The sequence below is a fragment of the Azovibrio restrictus DSM 23866 genome (assembly GCF_000429665.1).
GTDB lineage: Bacteria > Pseudomonadota > Gammaproteobacteria > Burkholderiales > Rhodocyclaceae > Azovibrio > Azovibrio restrictus.
Genome location: NZ_AUCH01000017.1, coordinates 55038 through 70703, shown reverse-complemented (window position 1 = coordinate 70703; position 15666 = coordinate 55038). Strand labels below are relative to the sequence as shown.

General features: G+C 67.4%; 14 protein-coding genes. 12 read left to right on the top strand and 2 right to left on the bottom strand.

Annotated elements, in window-relative coordinates; genetic code table 11:
* Together G474_RS0114445 and smc are read right to left on the bottom strand one after the other, a co-directional pair.
* The gene (locus tag G474_RS0114445) at positions 1-1299 is read right to left on the bottom strand and encodes a cell division protein ZipA C-terminal FtsZ-binding domain-containing protein (RefSeq protein ID WP_026687600.1); all 1299 of its coding nucleotides are present in this window, start codon (positions 1297-1299) and stop codon (positions 1-3) included.
* Positions 1299-4802 carry a chromosome segregation protein SMC gene (gene smc, locus G474_RS0114440; protein ID WP_026687599.1) on the bottom strand — a complete coding sequence of 1168 codons (3504 nt, stop codon included), beginning with the start codon at positions 4800-4802 and terminating at the stop codon, positions 1299-1301. Before smc ends, G474_RS0114445 begins: the two co-directional genes overlap by 1 nt.
* Positions 4803-4928: 126 nt before the next feature.
* Between smc and queF the strand changes: the two genes are divergently transcribed.
* The 12 genes from queF (at position 4929) to G474_RS22185 (ending at position 15619) form a co-directional block, all read left to right on the top strand.
* Positions 4929-5348, top strand: a complete 420-nt coding sequence (gene queF, locus G474_RS0114435; protein WP_026687598.1) for a preQ(1) synthase — start codon at positions 4929-4931, stop codon at positions 5346-5348.
* Positions 5349-5382: 34 nt separating this feature from the next.
* A complete protein-coding gene (locus tag G474_RS0114430) occupies positions 5383-5874 on the top strand; it encodes a nucleoside deaminase (protein ID WP_051282317.1) in 492 nt (163 codons plus the stop codon).
* Positions 5875-6063: 189 nt separating this feature from the next.
* Positions 6064-6957 (top strand): hypothetical protein, encoded by an 894-nt coding sequence (locus tag G474_RS0114425; RefSeq protein WP_026687596.1) that lies wholly within the window; start codon positions 6064-6066, stop codon positions 6955-6957.
* Between the two features lie 100 nt (positions 6958-7057).
* Positions 7058-8245, top strand: a complete 1188-nt coding sequence (gene dapC / locus G474_RS0114420; RefSeq protein WP_026687595.1) for a succinyldiaminopimelate transaminase — start codon at positions 7058-7060, stop codon at positions 8243-8245.
* 35 nt (positions 8246-8280) lie between these two features.
* Positions 8281-9108, top strand: a complete 828-nt coding sequence (gene dapD / locus G474_RS0114415; RefSeq protein ID WP_043464558.1) for a 2,3,4,5-tetrahydropyridine-2,6-dicarboxylate N-succinyltransferase — start codon at positions 8281-8283, stop codon at positions 9106-9108.
* A gap of 36 nt (positions 9109-9144) precedes the next feature.
* Complete coding sequence (locus tag G474_RS0114410; RefSeq protein ID WP_026687593.1) at positions 9145-10341, top strand: PilT/PilU family type 4a pilus ATPase; 1197 nt, start codon at positions 9145-9147, stop codon at positions 10339-10341.
* 52 nt (positions 10342-10393) lie between these two features.
* Positions 10394-11530 carry a succinyl-diaminopimelate desuccinylase gene (gene dapE, locus G474_RS0114405; RefSeq protein ID WP_043464556.1) on the top strand — a complete coding sequence of 379 codons (1137 nt, stop codon included), beginning with the start codon at positions 10394-10396 and terminating at the stop codon, positions 11528-11530.
* On the top strand, positions 11523-12413 hold the full coding sequence (gene prmB, locus G474_RS0114400; RefSeq protein ID WP_026687591.1) for a 50S ribosomal protein L3 N(5)-glutamine methyltransferase: 891 nt from the start codon (positions 11523-11525) through the stop codon (positions 12411-12413). Before dapE ends, prmB begins: the two co-directional genes overlap by 8 nt.
* Positions 12414-12527: 114 nt before the next feature.
* Positions 12528-13334: an AmmeMemoRadiSam system protein B gene (gene amrB / locus G474_RS0114395; RefSeq protein WP_026687590.1), complete on the top strand. Its 807-nt coding sequence runs from the start codon at positions 12528-12530 to the stop codon at positions 13332-13334.
* A complete protein-coding gene (amrA, locus tag G474_RS0114390) occupies positions 13327-13875 on the top strand; it encodes an AmmeMemoRadiSam system protein A (protein ID WP_026687589.1) in 549 nt (182 codons plus the stop codon). Before amrB ends, amrA begins: the two co-directional genes overlap by 8 nt.
* Positions 13872-14942, top strand: a complete 1071-nt coding sequence (gene amrS, locus G474_RS20940; RefSeq protein ID WP_211228120.1) for an AmmeMemoRadiSam system radical SAM enzyme — start codon at positions 13872-13874, stop codon at positions 14940-14942. The genes amrA and amrS overlap by 4 nt, the downstream gene beginning before the upstream one ends.
* Entirely contained in the window at positions 14939-15619 is a 681-nt protein-coding gene (locus tag G474_RS22185) for a dienelactone hydrolase family protein (RefSeq protein WP_051282314.1), read from the top strand. The genes amrS and G474_RS22185 overlap by 4 nt, the downstream gene beginning before the upstream one ends.
* Positions 15620-15666: the final 47 nt, after the last annotated feature.

Below are 15666 nucleotides of genomic sequence, written 5' to 3'. Positions count from 1 at the left end.
TCAGCTGAACAGCCGCAGGGCCAGGGAGCCGCCGGCGGGCAGGCCCTGGCTTTCCATCACGGCCTGGGGCTTCTGCACGTATTCCTGGCGGATGTGGGCCAGCTGGGGCTCGGCCAGGGGCTGACGGTTGTCATCCACCAGGGCCCCGTTCAGGGCCTCGGCAAAGCGCTTGGCGATATCCACCATCTGGGTATAGACATGCTGGCCCCGGGGCGTACGCGGCACATCCAGGAGGAACACCAGGCCATGGGTGCTCAGGGATTTCAGGGTGTCGGCGGCAAAACCGCTGGCTTCGAAGTTCTGTAGGGAGAACAGGGCCCGGCCGTCGTCGTCGTGGCGGGTGTAGCTACCGTCCATGCCCAGGGTCATGCCGGCGGCCTCGGCCAGGGCGCGGATCTTGGTGCCGGCAAAGGGGGTGCCGCGGCTCACCAGGTTCACCCCGATCTGCATGTCCACCTCGGCACAGAAGCGGTCGAGCTGCTGGGCCTGGTCCAGGGCCTGCTGGCTGGAGGGCATGTCCACCACGGCCATCAGCTCATCGGCCAGCTGCTGCATGGCGCCGGAAAAGAGGGAGAAATCGCCGCTGCTCACCGGCCCCTGACGGTCCGCCAGCTGCAGCCCCACCCGCAGACGCCGGTAGGCCCCGGGGGTGTCAGGCTGGATGAACTCCCATTCCCCCTGGGCCTCGTTGAACCCGACCCAGTGCAGGGGTTTGCGCAGGCGGCGCAGGGCCTCCCGCTGGGAAGCCATGACCTGGCTGGCCGGCACATGCTCCACCAGTTCCAGAATGGCAATGGCGTCCACCGCCGGGGACAGCAGGGTGGTGGGCATGGGCACGTCCTGGGCCGGCGCGGCCTGGGGTGCCGGAGCGGCGGCCGGAGCGGCAGCAGCAGTAACGGCGGGGGATTCCTCCTCCCAGGGCGGCAGCGAGCCGGCGGGCGTTTCACTCCCGGACCGGGGCTCGGCAACAGGCGCCCGGAACTCGGCAGGTTCGGCGGGCTGGGCGAGTGCGGCAGCCTGGACTGCAGCCGCCTGCTCGGCTTCGTGCCGTGCCCACTCGTCGTCCTCGTCCTCCACCCGGGCCAGGGCCGGCTCCCGGCGGAAATCCCCCGGCGCCGCTTCCTCATCCCGCCACACGGGTTCCGCCGCGCGACGCTCCAGCAGCACGTCCTCGTCCGGCTGCTGGAACACCCGTTCCGCCACCTTGCGGTGCTGATATTCCTGCCACTTGTTGTAGGCGAACACCAGCAACACGCCCACACCACCCAGGGCCAGAACCCCCATCTGCAATTCACTCATCAGGCTGCATCCCTCATCTTCAATGCTGCTTCCATATCCACTTCCACCACCCGGGAAACGCCGGATTCCTGCATGGTCACCCCCACCAGCTGCTCGGCCATTTCCATGGCGATCTTGTTGTGGCTGATGAACAGGAACTGGGTCTGGCCGGACATTTTCTGCACCATCTGGCAGAAGCGTTCAGTGTTCGTATCGTCCAGGGGCGCATCCACCTCGTCCAGGAGGCAGAAAGGCGCCGGGTTCAACTGGAACATGGAGAATACCAAAGCAATGGCCGTCAGGGCCTTTTCCCCGCCCGAAAGCAGGTGAATGGACGAATTTTTCTTGCCCGGCGGCTGGGCCACCACCTGCACCCCCGCATCAAGGATCTCGTCTCCGGTCATCACCAGCTCCGCCCGGCCGCCGCCGAACAGCTCCGGGAACAGCCGGCCGAAATGGCCATTGACCGTATCGAAGGTGTTCTGCAGCAGGTCCCGGGTTTCCCGGTCGATGCGGCGGATGGCGTTTTCCAGGGTCTCCATGGCCTCCACCAGGTCGGCGGCCTGGTCATCCAGGTAGCCCTTGCGCTCCCGGGCGGTTTCCAGTTCCTGCAGCGCCGCCAGGTTCACCGCCCCCAGCTCGGCAATGGCCTTCTGCAGCCGGCCGATTTCCTGGGCCAGGGCCTGGGGCCGGGCCTGCTGCAGTTCTTCCTGGAGCAGGCTCTCGTCGCTGCCGGCTTCCAGCAGCTGCCCGGCCAGCTGCTCCGCGTTCAGGGCGGCGGCCTGCTCCTTCAGTTTCAGTTCGCCGATGCGGCTGCGCAGGGGCTCCAGGCCCTGTTCGATGCGCAGGCGCTGCTCCTCCAGGGCGCGCAGGGCCTGGGTGGCGGATTCCAGGGCGTCGCGCCGGCCGGCGAGCTGGAGTTCCTGCTCCCGGCGATTTTCCAGGGCCAGCTGCAACTGTTCCTCATAAACCTCGGGGGGCGTGTCCAGGGCCTGGGCCCGGCCTTCGGCCAGGTCGCTGCCGATGCGCTGCAGCTGGCGCTGGGCCAGGGCCTGGTTGGCGAAGATTTCCTGCAGCTTGGCGGCGCATTCGCGCTGGGAAAACTGGGCTTCCCGCACCTCCCGGTCCCCGGCTGCAGCCCGTTCCCGTTCATCGCGCAGGGCCCGCTCGGCGGCCTCCAGACCGGCCCGGGCGTCTTGCTCCTGCTCCCGCAGCCCTTCCACCTGCTCGCGCAACTGGGCCACCAACTCCTCGGCCGTGTATTGCCGCTCCCGTTCGCTCTCCTCTTCCGCTTCCAGCTCGGCCAGCTGCTCGCTTATCCGGGCCTGCTGTTCCCGGTGCCGCTCCAGGGCCTGGGAGAGTTTCAGGGTTTCCACCTGCAGGGCATGAATGCGGCCCTGGGCTTCGCCCTGCTCCCGGCGCAGCTGCTGCAGGCTGGCCTGGAGCTGCGCCACCTCGTCTTCCAGGGCGGCCAGTTCCTCCCGGCAGGCTTCGGCCCGCAGGCGGAAGGCCTCGATGCTGCCCCCCAGGGTTTCGATTTCCCGCTGCCGCTCCAAGAGGCCATGCTCGGCCTTGTCCGGTGCAAACAGGGTAAGGCCGTGGCGCTCCACCAGGTCACCCCCCGGGGTGACACAGCAGCAGCCGGGAGGCAGCGTTTCGCGTCGGGCCAGGGCTTCCGGCAGGCTGGCAGCGGTCAGGACCCGGGCGAACCAGTCGGCCAGCAGCGGCTCCCAGGCGGGATCATCGACCCGCAGCCGGGCCAGCAGGCTGTCGGAGGCGGCGGCCTGGGGGGCGGCGCTCCCCGGCAGGCGCAGGGTGAGCTTCACCCCGGGCCGGTCCTGGGCCCAGCCGGCAGCCGCCTCGGCGGAGGGAGCCGCCAAGGCGCTCAGACGTTCCCGCAGCACCGCTTCCACGGCGCTTTCCCAGCCCGGCTCCACCTGCAGCTGCTGCCACAGGGGGCGTGCTTCGGCCAGGCCGTGCTGCTTCAACCATTCCGGCAGCTTGCCGCTGTGCTGCACCCGGGCCTGCATCTGCTCCAGGGTGCTGCGCCGGGATTCGGCGGCGGCCACCTCGCGCTGGGCCTGCTGCAGGCCTTCCTGGAGTTCCCGGCGCCGCTGTTCCAGGTCCGGCAGGCGCTCCTGCAGGGTCTGCAGCCGTTCATGGGCCTCGGCCTGGAGTTCCTGCTGCATGAGGAGTTCCGCCTGCCGGGTTTCCAGGGTGGTGGTGTCGGGGGCCTCCTGTTGCTCCAGCTCCTGGCGCAGGCGCTCCCGGCGCTGGGCCAGGCTCTGCAGGCTGCGCTGGGCGTGGGCCTGGTGGGTCAGTTCCACCTGCAGGTGCTGCTCCAGCTGGGACATGTCCCGGCGCAGACGGTCCACCTCCGCCTGGGCCCGGGCCTGCTGTTCTTCCGCCAGGGGCAGGCGTTCGGCCAGCATCTCGCCCTTGGCCTGGGCCTGTTCCAGGCGCAGCTCGGCTTCCTCCTGGCGCGCTTCCCAGTCGGTCCGGTCGCTGGCCAGCCGGGCGGCCTGGGTTTCCCAGTGTTGCTGCTCCCCTTCGAGCTGCACCAGCCGGGATTCCAGCTGCCGGCGGGATTCCTTGCGATGGCGGATTTCTGCTTCCAGGCGCGCCACTTCCGCGTTGGCGGCAAACAGTTCGCTCTGGGCCTGGTGCACCCCGTCGCCAGCGGCGAAATGGGTTTCACGAGCCTCTTCCAGCCGGGCTTCTGTTTCCCGCAGGCCGGCCGTGGCGCCTTCGAGCTCGGTGCTGGCCCGCTCCACTTCCAGGGACAGCCGCTGGGCTTCGGCCCGGGCGTCGTTGCGGCGCAGGATCCACAGGACCTGCTGTTTCCGCACCAGGGTGTCGTTGTAGTGGTGGTACTGGCGCGCCACCTCGGCCTGGCCTTCCAGCTTCTCCATCTGGGCGCCCAGTTCCAGGCGGATGTCTTCCACCCGGGTGAGGTTTTCCCGGGTGTCCTCCAGGCGGCCTTCGGTTTCCTTGCGCCGCTCCTTGTAGCGGCTCACCCCGGCGGCTTCTTCCAGGAAGACGCGCAGATCGTCGGGGCGCGCCTCAATGATGCGGGAGATCATGCCCTGGCCGATGATGGCGTAGGCCCGGGGGCCCAGGCCGGTGCCCAGGAACAGGTCGGTGATGTCCTTCCTGCGCACCTTCAGGTTGTTGATGAAGTAGTCGGACTGGCCGTTGCGGGTCAGCACCCGCTTCACTGCCAGCTCCGCGTACTGGCTCCACTGGCCCAGGGCCCGGCCCAGGGCATTGTCGAAGATCAGTTCCACCGACGCCCGGGCCACGGGCTTCCGGTTGGTGGAGCCGTTGAAGATCACGTCCTGCATGGACTCGCCGCGCAGTTCCGAGGCCTTGGATTCCCCCAGCACCCAGCGTACCGCGTCCATGATGTTGGACTTGCCGCAGCCATTGGGGCCGACCACGCCCACCAGCTGCCCGGGCAGGGCCACCGTGGTGGGATCGACGAAGGATTTGAAGCCGGCGAGTTTGAGTTTGGTGAGGCGCATGGAACGGATCGAAACGGACGGAGAACGGCCCGCCCCATGGGCGGCCCGCCAAAGCGGCCGCTATAATATCACCCAGTCAGGGGCCGCACCGGGCCCCTGGTTTGTTTTCATAACCGGACAGCATCCATGAGCAGCCAACCCAGCAAGACCCTGGAAACCTTCCCCAACCCCAACCCGGAGCGGGACTTCCACATCCACATGCAGATTCCCGAGTTCACCTGCCTGTGCCCCAAGACCGGCCAGCCCGACTTCGCCACCCTGATCCTGGACTACATTCCCGACCAGCTCTGCGTCGAATTGAAGAGCCTCAAGCTCTACACCTGGTCCTACCGGGATGAAGGCGCTTTCCACGAAGCTGTCACCAACCGCATCCTGAACGACCTGGTGGCCGCCACCCAGCCCCGCTTCATGCGCCTCACCGCCAAGTTCTACGTGCGCGGCGGCATCTTCACCAACGTGGTGGCCGAACACCGTCAGGCTGGCTGGCAGCCGGCTCCCCGGGTGGATCTGACCCAGTTCGAGACGAATTCCAACACCCGCGGCTAGAATGTCAGTTGCCTAAGCCCCAGGAGGACCGCCCATGCAGCCCAGCCCCTTCAACGACCAGGACCAGGTTTTTCTGCGCCGCACCCTGGAGCTGGCCCGGGACAATGTGGAGCGGGGCGACGGCGGCCCCTTCGGTGCCCTGGTGGCCCGGGACGGGCGCATCATCGCCGAAGGCTGGAACCGGGTGGTGGTGGATCATGACCCCACCGCCCATGCCGAAATCCTGGCCATCCGGGCCGCCTGCCGGGAACTGGGGCATTTCCACCTGGAAGGCTGCACCCTGTACGCCTCCTCCGAGCCCTGCCCCATGTGCCTGGCGGCGGCTTACTGGGCCCGGGTGGACCGCATCATCTACGCCAATGACCGAAGTGTCGCTGCGGCCATAGGCTTCTGTGACGACGAGCTCTACGGTCAGCTGAATCTGCCCCCGGAAGCCCGCCGGGTGCCGATGCTGCACCTTCCCCTGGAAAACGCCGCCGCCCCCCTGCTGGCCTGGGAGCGCAGCAGCCGCAAGACCGCCTACTGAGTGGGCGGGGCTTGCCGGCCATCGAGGGCCGGTCTATGCTTGCCGCCCATCAAGGATGCGGCGCGCCGAGCACAAGGGCAGGCGCGGACCCCAGGCGCCGCATACCCACTACAGCCCATCCCTGACAACCAGAAAAAAAGCCGCGCCCGATACCGGGACAGCGGCCCCCATGCCTTCAGGGAGATCCGCATGAGCTTTTTAGGAAAACTGACGCGCCTGTTCGGGCAGGAGGATGAGCCCATCCCTGCCGAACAACAGTGGCTGGCCCATGTGGTCGAGATGACCGACCACCGCATCGCCAGCGTGCCGGCCTATCAGGACATCCTCAGCCCGGCCATAGACCTGGCCCTGGCCTATTTCGAACAGACCCTGGCTCTGGTCCCCGGCCCCATTGCCATGGACAGCGCCAATCCCCTGCTGCCCCAGCTGTTTCCCCACCCCGAAGACCAGTCGGCCAGCCTGGGGCGCAGCCTGGCCGTGAAGCAGGAGCTGCCGGCCCTGATGGAAGAAGGCCACACCCGCCTGTACGCCCTGCTCGGCATGCGCACCAAGATCTCCCCCGAAGACGGCAGCCCCTACCTGACCGACCATACCATCCGGGCCCTGAGCACCAGCCCCACGGCGGTACGCCACAATCTCCAGGATGCCGCCTTCAACAGCCTACTCCAGGGCTTCGCCAACGAAAACCTGCACCACCAGAAGAAACTGGAACTGGCCCAGACCCAGAAGGAATTGCTCAAGGAAGCCCGGGCCCAATCCGGGCGCAAGACCCACTACTCGGGGGTATCCCAGTCCCTGGACGCCCACATCTCCCGAGCCAGCCACGACCTGAGTGCCGACAAGGTCCTGCAGAACCTGAAGGAATGGATACAGGCGCCGGAAAACTGCATGCGCCTGTGCAACCGCAGCGGCCACGCCCTGCGCCTGGCCCCGGAGCAGGAGGCCGCCGACGCCCTGCACCTGCCCCTGATGTCCACCCAGGACCGGCGCCAGTGGCTGGTCTGCCTGGTGGAGTTCCCGGCAGCCCTGGCCCGGGACGCCCTGGCGGCGGAGAACCACAACCACCGTTTCATCCTGATCTGAAACCGCCCGCCCGGCCAGGGCGGGTGCGGAAGATGCGAAGCGGGGCATTTTTCAGGGATAATCCCGCCCCTTGGCCCCGCAACCCTCCAGACCCAGCAACGTGAATCCCCACCTCGCCCAACTCCAGCCCTACCCCTTCGAAAAACTGCGCGCCCTGTTCGCCGGCGTCACGCCCAACCCGGGTCTGAAGGAGATCAAGCTCTCCATCGGCGAACCCCAGCACGCCACCCCGGCCTTCATCATGGAGGCCCTGGCCGGCAGCTTGAAGGGACTGGCCAGCTACCCCACCACCCTGGGCATTCCCGCCCTGCGCCAGGCCATCACCGCCTGGGCCCAGCGCCGCTATGCCCTGGAACTGGACCCGGAAACGGAAATCCTGCCGGTGAACGGTTCCCGGGAAGCCCTGTTTTCCTTCGCCCAGACGGTGATCGACGGCAGCCGCCCGGCACCCCTGGTGGTGAGCCCCAATCCCTTCTACCAGATCTATGAAGGGGCCGCCTACCTGGCCGGGGCCGAGCCGCGTTTCCTCAACACCCTGCCGGAAAACGGCTTTGCCTTCGACCTGGATTCCCTGACGCCGGAAGAGTGGGCCCGGGTGCAGCTCTTTTACGTCTGTTCTCCTGGCAATCCCACCGGCAAGGTGCTGAGCCTGGAAGACTGGAAGACCCTGTTCGCCCTCTCGGACAAGTACGGTTTCATCATCGCTTCCGACGAGTGCTACTCGGAAATCTATTTCGACGAGGCCAATCCGCCCCTGGGTGGCCTGCAGGCCGCCCAACTGCTGGGCCGGGGCATGGAGCGGCTGGTGATGTTCTCCAGCCTGTCGAAACGCTCCAACGTACCCGGCATGCGCTCCGGCTTCGTGGCCGGGGACCGGGAACTCCTGAAGAAATTCCTGCTCTACCGGACCTACCATGGCTGTGCCATGGCGCCTCCGGTCCAGACGGCCTCCGTGGCGGCCTGGAATGACGAGGCCCACGTGCTCGACAACCGCCGCCAGTACCGGGAAAAGTTTGCTGCCGTGACACCCCTGGTGGCCCAGGTGCTGGACACCGGCATGCCCGATGCCAGCTTCTACCTGTGGGCCCGGACCCCGGTGCCCGACACCGATTTCGCCCGGGCCCTGCTCGAAGCCTATAATGTCGTGGTTCTGCCGGGCAGCTTCCTGGCCAGGGAAAGCCGGGGCGTGAATCCTGGCGCCGGTTTTGTCCGCATCGCCCTGGTGGCCGGACTCGAGGACTGCCTGGAAGCCGCCGGGCGCATTCGCCAGTTTGCTCAACAACTCTAACAAGGAAATACGTCGTGTCCGTGACGTTGAAAATCATGCCGACCCATCAACATCCCCTGCAAGCCGTCATCGAACAACTCTGGGAACAGCGCGCCGAGCTTTCCCCCAACAGCCCCGCCGAGCACCTCCACGCCATCGAGCAGATCATCGGCGAACTGGACTGCGGCACCCTGCGCGTCGCCGAGAAGATCGACGGGGACTGGGTCACCCACCAGTGGATCAAGAAAGCCGTGCTGCTGTCCTTCCGCATCCGTGACAACCGGGTCCAGGAAGCCGGCGATCTGCGCTTCTTCGACAAGGTGGACACCAAGTTCGCCGACTGGAGCGAAGCCGATTTCCGCCAGGGTGGCTTCCGCGTCGTTCCCCCGGCCGTGGCACGCAAGGGCAGCTACATCGCCAAGAACGCCATTCTCATGCCCTCCTACGTGAATATCGGCGCCTACGTGGATGAAGGCACCATGGTGGATACCTGGGTGACCGTGGGCTCCTGCGCCCAGATCGGCAAGAACGTGCACCTCTCCGGCGGCGTCGGCATCGGCGGCGTGCTGGAGCCCCTGCAGGCCAACCCCACTATCATCGGCGACAACTGCTTCATCGGCGCCCGCTCCGAGATCGTCGAAGGGGTCATCGTCGAGGACAACTGCGTCATCTCCATGGGGGTGTACATCAGCCAGTCCACCAAGATCTACGACCGGGCCACCGGCGAAATCACCTATGGCCGGGTTCCGGCCGGCTCCGTGGTGGTGTCCGGCAACCTGCCGGCCAAGGATGGCAGCCACAGCCTGTACTGCGCCGTGATCGTCAAGAAGGTGGACGCCCAGACCCGGGCCAAGACCAGCATCAACGACCTGCTGCGCGACTAACCTGAAACCACACCAACCCGGCGGAGATTCACGCTCATGATCCTGGACAAACTTTTCCAACTCATGTCCGAAAAGCAGGCCTCGGACCTGTTCATCTCCGCCGGCACGCCCATCCACATCAAGATCCAGGGCAACACCATGCCGGTGAACCAGCAGGTGATGACCCCCGACATGATCGAGAAGATCGCCCTGGAGCTGATGACCCCCGAACAGGCCCAGACCTTCGAGGCCGAGATGGAGATGAACCTCTCCTTCGGGGTGCCCCAGGTGGGCAACTTCCGGGTCAACATCTTCCGCCAGCGCAACTCCATCGGCATCGTGGTGCGTTTCATCCTGGGCAACATCCCGGAGCTGGACACCCTGGGCCTGCCCCCCATCCTGGCCGAGCTGATCATGGAGAAGCGGGGCCTGATCCTGATCGTCGGCTCCACGGGTTCGGGCAAGTCCACCACCATCGCCTCGATGCTGGACTACCGCAATGCCAACCGCACCGGCCACATCCTCACGGTGGAAGACCCCATCGAATTCCTGTTCCGCCACAAGAAATCCGTGGTGAACCAGCGGGAACTGGGGATGGATACCCGGGACTGGAACTCCGCCCTGAAGAACGCGATGCGCCAGGCTCCCGACTGCATCCTGATCGGTGAAATCCGCGACCGGGAAACCATGCAGGCCGCCCTGGCCTACGCCCAGACCGGCCACCTCTGCCTGGCCACCCTGCACGCCAACAACAGCTATCACGCCCTGAACCGGATCATCAACTTCTTCGCCCTGGAAAACCGCCCGGCCCTGTTCCTGGACCTGGCCACCAGCCTGCGGGCCATCATGTCCCAGCGCCTGGTGAAGAAGCCGGACGGCAAGCGCATCCCCAGTGCCGAAGTGCTGCTCAACACCCGCCACATCAGCGAACTGATCGAACGGGGCGAAGTCCAGGCCATCAAGGAAGCCATGGAGCAGACCATGGCGCCGGGCTCCCAGACCTTCGAGCAGGACCTGTTCCGCCTCTACCGGGACGGGGTCATCACCCTGGACGAGGCCCTGGCCAGTTCCGATTCCCCCACCAACCTATCCTGGCTCATCAACAACTCCGAGCTCAGCGCCGGTTCCGGCGCGGACGAGAAGAAGAAGCGCAGCGAAGGGGCCCTGGAATTCGAGGCCGACACGGAAAACGGCGCCTCCTTCAAGGAATTCACCCTGTCCCTGGCCGACGCCCCTGACGAACCCGGGCAATAAGCCCCCCTGCCCCCGGCCGGCAGGCCGGGGCGCCCTGTCGAGACCCATCCCCATGACCACCGAAGCCACCCTGAGCCTGGCCCAGGCCCTGCTCGCCTGTCCCTCCGTCACCCCTGCCGACGGGGGCTCCCTGGAACTGATCAAGTCCCGCCTCGCCCCCCTGGGCTTCAGCTTCGAAGCCATCGACCGGGGCCGGACCCGGAACCTCTGGGCCCGACGCGGCACGGCCAAGCCCCTGTTCTGCTTTGCCGGCCACGTGGACGTGGTGCCCACCGGCCCCCTGGAGCAATGGACCTCCCCCCCCTTTGAACCGGAAATCCGGGACGGCTACCTCTACGGCCGGGGCGCCGCCGACATGAAATCCTCCATCGCAGCCATGATCGTGGCCGTGGAGCGCTTCGTGGCCGCCCACCCGGAGCACCCGGGCTCCATCGCCTTCCTGATCACCTCCGACGAGGAGGGCGATGCCCTGGACGGCACCGTGGCCGTGGTGGAAACCCTGCAGGCCCGGAGCGAGACCCTGGACTACTGCATCATCGGTGAACCCACCTCGGTCCATACCGTGGGCGACATGGTCAAGAACGGCCGGCGCGGCTCCCTCTCGGGCAAACTCAAGGTGAAGGGCATCCAGTGTCACATCGCCTACCCGGACAAGGGCCGCAACCCCATCCACCAGCTGGCCCCGGCCCTCACCGAACTGGCCGCCACCACCTGGGACGAGGGCAACGAATACTTCCAGCCCACCACCTGGCAGGTCTCCAACATCCACGCCGGCACGGGTGCCAACAACGTGGTTCCGGCCCATGTGGAACTGCTGTTCAACTTCCGCTTTTCCACCGCTAGCACCCCGGAAAGCCTGCAGCAGCGTTTCACCGCCCTCCTCGACCGGCATGGTCTGGAGTACGAGATCAGCTGGACCCTGGGCGCCCGTCCCTTCCTCACCGGCCGGGGCGTGCTGGCTGATGCGGTGAGCGCCGCCATCCAGGCGGAAACCGGCCTCACCACCGAACTCTCCACCACCGGGGGCACCTCCGACGGCCGCTTCATCGCCGCCATCTGTCCCCAGATGGTGGAAGTGGGACCAGTCAACGCCACCAGCCACAAGATAGACGAGTGCATCGCCGTGGACGCCCTGCCCAGGCTCACCGGCATTTACCAACGCATCCTGGAGCAGATCCTTCATGTTTGACAACGCCCGCAACGACCTGCACACCCTCCGGGACTGCCTGCGCTTTGCCGTCACCCATTTCAACGAGGCCGGGCTGTTCTTCGGCCACGGCAGCGACAACGCCTGGGACGAGGCCGTCTACCTCACCCTGCACACCCTGCACCTGCCCCTGGACCGGCTCGAACCCTTCCTGGACGCCCGCCTGCTGCCCAAGGAAAAGAGCGCCCTGCTGCGCATCTATGAACGCCGGGTGCAGGAACGGATTCCCGCGGCCTATCTGACCAAGGAAGCCTGGCTGGGCGAACACCGCTTCTACGTGGATGAGCGGGTGATCGTACCCCGCTCCTTCATCGCCGAACTGCTGGACGAGCAGCTCTCTCCCTGGATCGAAGACCCCTGGCAGGTGGAAACGGCCCTGGACCTGTGCACCGGCTCCGGCTGCCTGGCCATCCTTGCCGCCCTCAATTTCCCCGAGGCCCGGGTGGATGCCATCGACCTGTCCCCGGACGCCCTGGCCGTGGCCCGGAAGAACGTGGACGACTACCAGCTGCAGGAGCGGGTGCGCCTGATCGAGTCGGACGGCATGAACGCCCTGGGCGACGAACGCTACGACCTGATCATCTCCAATCCCCCCTACGTGGATGCCGCCTCCGTCGCCGCCCTGCCCCCGGAATACCTGAAGGAGCCGGAACTGGCCCTGGGCTCCGGCGAGGACGGCCTCGACTTCACCCGCCGCATCCTGGCCGAGGCCAAGGCCCGCCTCAATCCTGGCGGCATCCTGGTGGTGGAGATCGGCCACAACCGGGAAGTGCTGGAAGCCGCCTATCCGCAGTTGCCCTTCACCTGGCTGGACACGGCCGCCGGGGACCAGTACGTGTTCATGCTGCGCCAGGAAGAACTCTGAGCCGGCGTTGCCGACGGAACGGGGGCGAGCGGTTCGGATCCCACAGCCTCCTTCACCCTGGACTAGATTAAGAGCAGGAGTTTCGCCCCCTTCCTTAGCCCCCCAGGAGGTGCCATGGCCAGCATCCGTCCCCCCGCCGTCGCCGGCACGTTTTATCCGGCCGATCCCGGCCAGTTGCGCCAGCAGGTGGAAGACCTGCTCGCCGCAGCCCGGCCCCAGGCCCTGCCCCGGCAACCCAAGGCCCTGATCGTGCCCCACGCGGGCTATCTCTATTCCGGCGCCACCGCCGCCCTGGCCTACGCCCCGCTGCTCCCCTGGCGCAGCCGCATCACCCGGGTGGTGCTGCTGGGCCCCAGCCACCGGGTCCCGCTGCAGGGACTGGCCCTTCCGCCCTGGAGCAGTTTTGCCTCGCCCCTGGGCAGCGTGCCCCTGGACCAGACCGCCCAGGAGAGACTCCAGGACCTGCCCCAGGTGGGCGTCAGCGATCAACCCCACCTCCTGGAACACGCCCTGGAAGTGCAGCTCCCCTTCCTGCAATGCGTCCTGGAAACGTTCCAGCTGCTGCCCCTGGTGGTGGGCCAGGCCGATGCAGAAGCCGTGGCCGAGGTCCTGGACCGGCTCTGGGGCGGGCCGGAAACCCTGGTGGTAGTGAGCTCCGACCTGTCCCACTTTCTTCCCGACCGGGAAGCCCGCCCCCGGGATCAGGACACGGCCCGGCGCATCCTGGACCTGGAAACCAGCCTGCGGGGCGAACAGGCCTGCGGCGCCATGCCCATCAACGGCCTGCTGCGCTCGGCCCGGCGTCACCACCTGCAGGCCCACTGCCTGGAACTGTGCAACTCCGGCCAGACCACCCGGGACCTGCAACGGGTGGTGGGCTATGGGGCCTTTGCCTTGCTGCCGGAGGCCAGCCATGACTGAACAGTCCCTGGGTCCCGCCCTGCTCGCCCACGCCCGCTGGGCCATCGCCGAACGCCTGGGGCTGGCCGGCGAGCCGCCCGTCACCCCGGCCGCCCTGGAAGCGCCGGGCGCCTGTTTCGTGACCCTGAGCCAGGCAGGCGCCCTGCGCGGCTGCATTGGCAGCCTGGAAGCCCACCGTCCCCTGGTCCTGGACGTCACCGAGAATGCCCGGGCGGCGGCCTTCCGGGACCCACGTTTCGCGCCGGTGAGCGCCGGGGAATGGCCCGACATCCAGGTGGAGGTCTCCCTGCTCGGCCCCCACGAAGCCCTGGCGGCCGGCTCGGAAGCGGAACTCCTGGCCCAGCTCCGCCCCGGGGTGGATGGCCTGATCCTGGCTGCCGGCCCACGCCGGGCCACCTTCCTGCCCCAGGTCTGGGAACAGCTGCCCGATGGCCGCGACTTCCTCCTGCAACTGCGCCGCAAGGCGGGCCTGCCCGGAGATTACTGGGGCCCGGACCTGCGCTGCTGGCGTTACCAGGTCCGGAAATGGAGGGAAGCATGAACGCCACCGCCCGCTGGTGGCACCCCCTGCCCGACGGTCGCCTGCAATGCGACCTCTGCCCCCGGGACTGCCAGCTGCACGAAGGCCAGCGGGGCGCCTGCTTCACCCGCATGGCCGTCGGCGGGCAGATGCAGCTCACGGTTTATGGCCGCTCTTCGGGCTTCTGCCTGGATCCCATCGAAAAGAAACCCCTGAACCATTTCTACCCGGGCAGCAGCGTGCTTTCCTTCGGCACCGCCGGCTGCAACCTGTCCTGCAAGTTCTGCCAGAACTGGGAAATCTCCCATGCCCGGGCCCAGGAGGAGGAACTGCAAACCGCCAGCCCCGAGCGCATCGTGCGCACCGCCCTGGCCCGGCAGGCCCGCTCCGTGGCCTATACCTACAACGACCCGGTGATCTCTGCCGAGTACGTCCTCGACACGGCCCGGGCCTGCCGGGAGGCGGGTCTCCTGAACGTGGCGGTGACGGCCGGCTACATCCACCGGGAGCCGGCCCGGGAGTTCTTCCCGGCCATGGATGCGGCTAATGTGGATCTCAAAGCCTTCACCGACGATTTCTACCACAGGCTCTGCGCCGGCCACCTGCAGCCGGTGCTGGACACCCTGGTCTACATCCACCGGGAAACTGCCTGCTGGCTGGAGCTCACCACCCTGCTCATTCCCGGCCACAACGACAGCCCGGCGGAAATCGAAGCCCTCTGTGCCTGGGTGGCGGAACAGCTGGGCCCGGAAGTGCCCCTGCATTTCACCGCCTTCCACGGGGCCGGACGCATGCAGGAAGTGCCCGCCACCCCGGCCGCCACCCTGAGCCGGGCCCGGGAACAGGCCCTGGCCGCTGGTCTTCATTTCGTCTACACCGGCAATGTCCATGACCGGGAAGGCGGCACCACCCGCTGCGCCGGCTGCCAGCGCCCCCTGATCCAGCGGGACTGGCAGCAGGTCCTGACCTACGCTCTGGACCCCGCCGGCCGCTGCCCCCACTGCCATACCCCCTTGCCCGGCCGCTTTGCCAGCGCCCGGGACCGCCATAATGTGGCCCCTTCCCCCGTTCACCTTGCGCCCCCATGATCCCCCAGGAAATCGCCATCACCTCCGGCCGCCAGCCCCTGCGGGCCAGCCTCTGCCTGCCCGATGCCCCCCGGGGGCTGATCCTGCTGCCCCAGACCGGTGGCATCCACCCGGGCTGCCGCCATGAATTCGCCGCCCGCATCCAGGAAGAGCACGGCTTTGCCACCCTGCTGCTCAATCTGGTCAGCTTCCGGGACGCCCAGGGCAGCGATCTGTACGGCAACGTGCCTCTGCTCACCCAGCGCATCCTCGATGCCCTGGCCTGGCTGCACCAGGAAAGTCTGACGGCTGCCCTGCCCTGCGGCATCCTGGCAGCGGGCAGCGCCGTACCGGCCGCCCTGCGCGCCGCAGCCCAGCGGGATGCCCAGGTGCAGGCCCTGGTCTGCCGGGGCGGGCTGCCGGACCAGGCGGGCGCCTTCTACCTGGAAACCCTGCTATGCCCGACCCTGCTGCTGTTCGGCGCCGACGACCCCCAGGGCCAGGCCTCGGGGCTGCGCTGCCAGGACAAGACCCACCGGCACTGCAAGCTGCAGATCATTCCCGACGCGGACCGGGAGTTCAGCGCCCCACCCCATTTCGAAACCGCCGCCCGGATCGCCGGCCAGTGGCTGCTCGCCCATGTGGGCCAGGCCCCCCCGGGGCCGGAAAGCATGCGGCTTGCCGTGCCCGGGACCTAGGCTTTAAGCTGCCAGGGGTTTCGGAGACACTCACAAACGACAGGGAG

What these genes read in the sequence shown, in the direction of transcription:
- G474_RS0114445 (WP_026687600.1), bottom strand. Translation starts at nt 1,299, where the DNA reads ATGAGTGAATTGCAGATGGGGGTTCTGGCCCTGGGTGGTGTGGGCGTG.
- smc (WP_026687599.1), bottom strand. Translation starts at nt 4,802, where the DNA reads ATGCGCCTCACCAAACTCAAACTCGCCGGCTTCAAATCCTTCGTCGAT.
- queF (WP_026687598.1), top strand. Translation starts at nt 4,929, where the DNA reads ATGAGCAGCCAACCCAGCAAGACCCTGGAAACCTTCCCCAACCCCAAC.
- G474_RS0114430 (WP_051282317.1), top strand. Translation starts at nt 5,383, where the DNA reads ATGCAGCCCAGCCCCTTCAACGACCAGGACCAGGTTTTTCTGCGCCGC.
- G474_RS0114425 (WP_026687596.1), top strand. Translation starts at nt 6,064, where the DNA reads ATGAGCTTTTTAGGAAAACTGACGCGCCTGTTCGGGCAGGAGGATGAG.
- dapD (WP_043464558.1), top strand. Translation starts at nt 8,281, where the DNA reads ATGCCGACCCATCAACATCCCCTGCAAGCCGTCATCGAACAACTCTGG.
- G474_RS0114410 (WP_026687593.1), top strand. Translation starts at nt 9,145, where the DNA reads ATGATCCTGGACAAACTTTTCCAACTCATGTCCGAAAAGCAGGCCTCG.
- dapE (WP_043464556.1), top strand. Translation starts at nt 10,394, where the DNA reads ATGACCACCGAAGCCACCCTGAGCCTGGCCCAGGCCCTGCTCGCCTGT.
- prmB (WP_026687591.1), top strand. Translation starts at nt 11,523, where the DNA reads ATGTTTGACAACGCCCGCAACGACCTGCACACCCTCCGGGACTGCCTG.
- amrB (WP_026687590.1), top strand. Translation starts at nt 12,528, where the DNA reads ATGGCCAGCATCCGTCCCCCCGCCGTCGCCGGCACGTTTTATCCGGCC.
- amrA (WP_026687589.1), top strand. Translation starts at nt 13,327, where the DNA reads ATGACTGAACAGTCCCTGGGTCCCGCCCTGCTCGCCCACGCCCGCTGG.
- amrS (WP_211228120.1), top strand. Translation starts at nt 13,872, where the DNA reads ATGAACGCCACCGCCCGCTGGTGGCACCCCCTGCCCGACGGTCGCCTG.
- G474_RS22185 (WP_051282314.1), top strand. Translation starts at nt 14,939, where the DNA reads ATGATCCCCCAGGAAATCGCCATCACCTCCGGCCGCCAGCCCCTGCGG.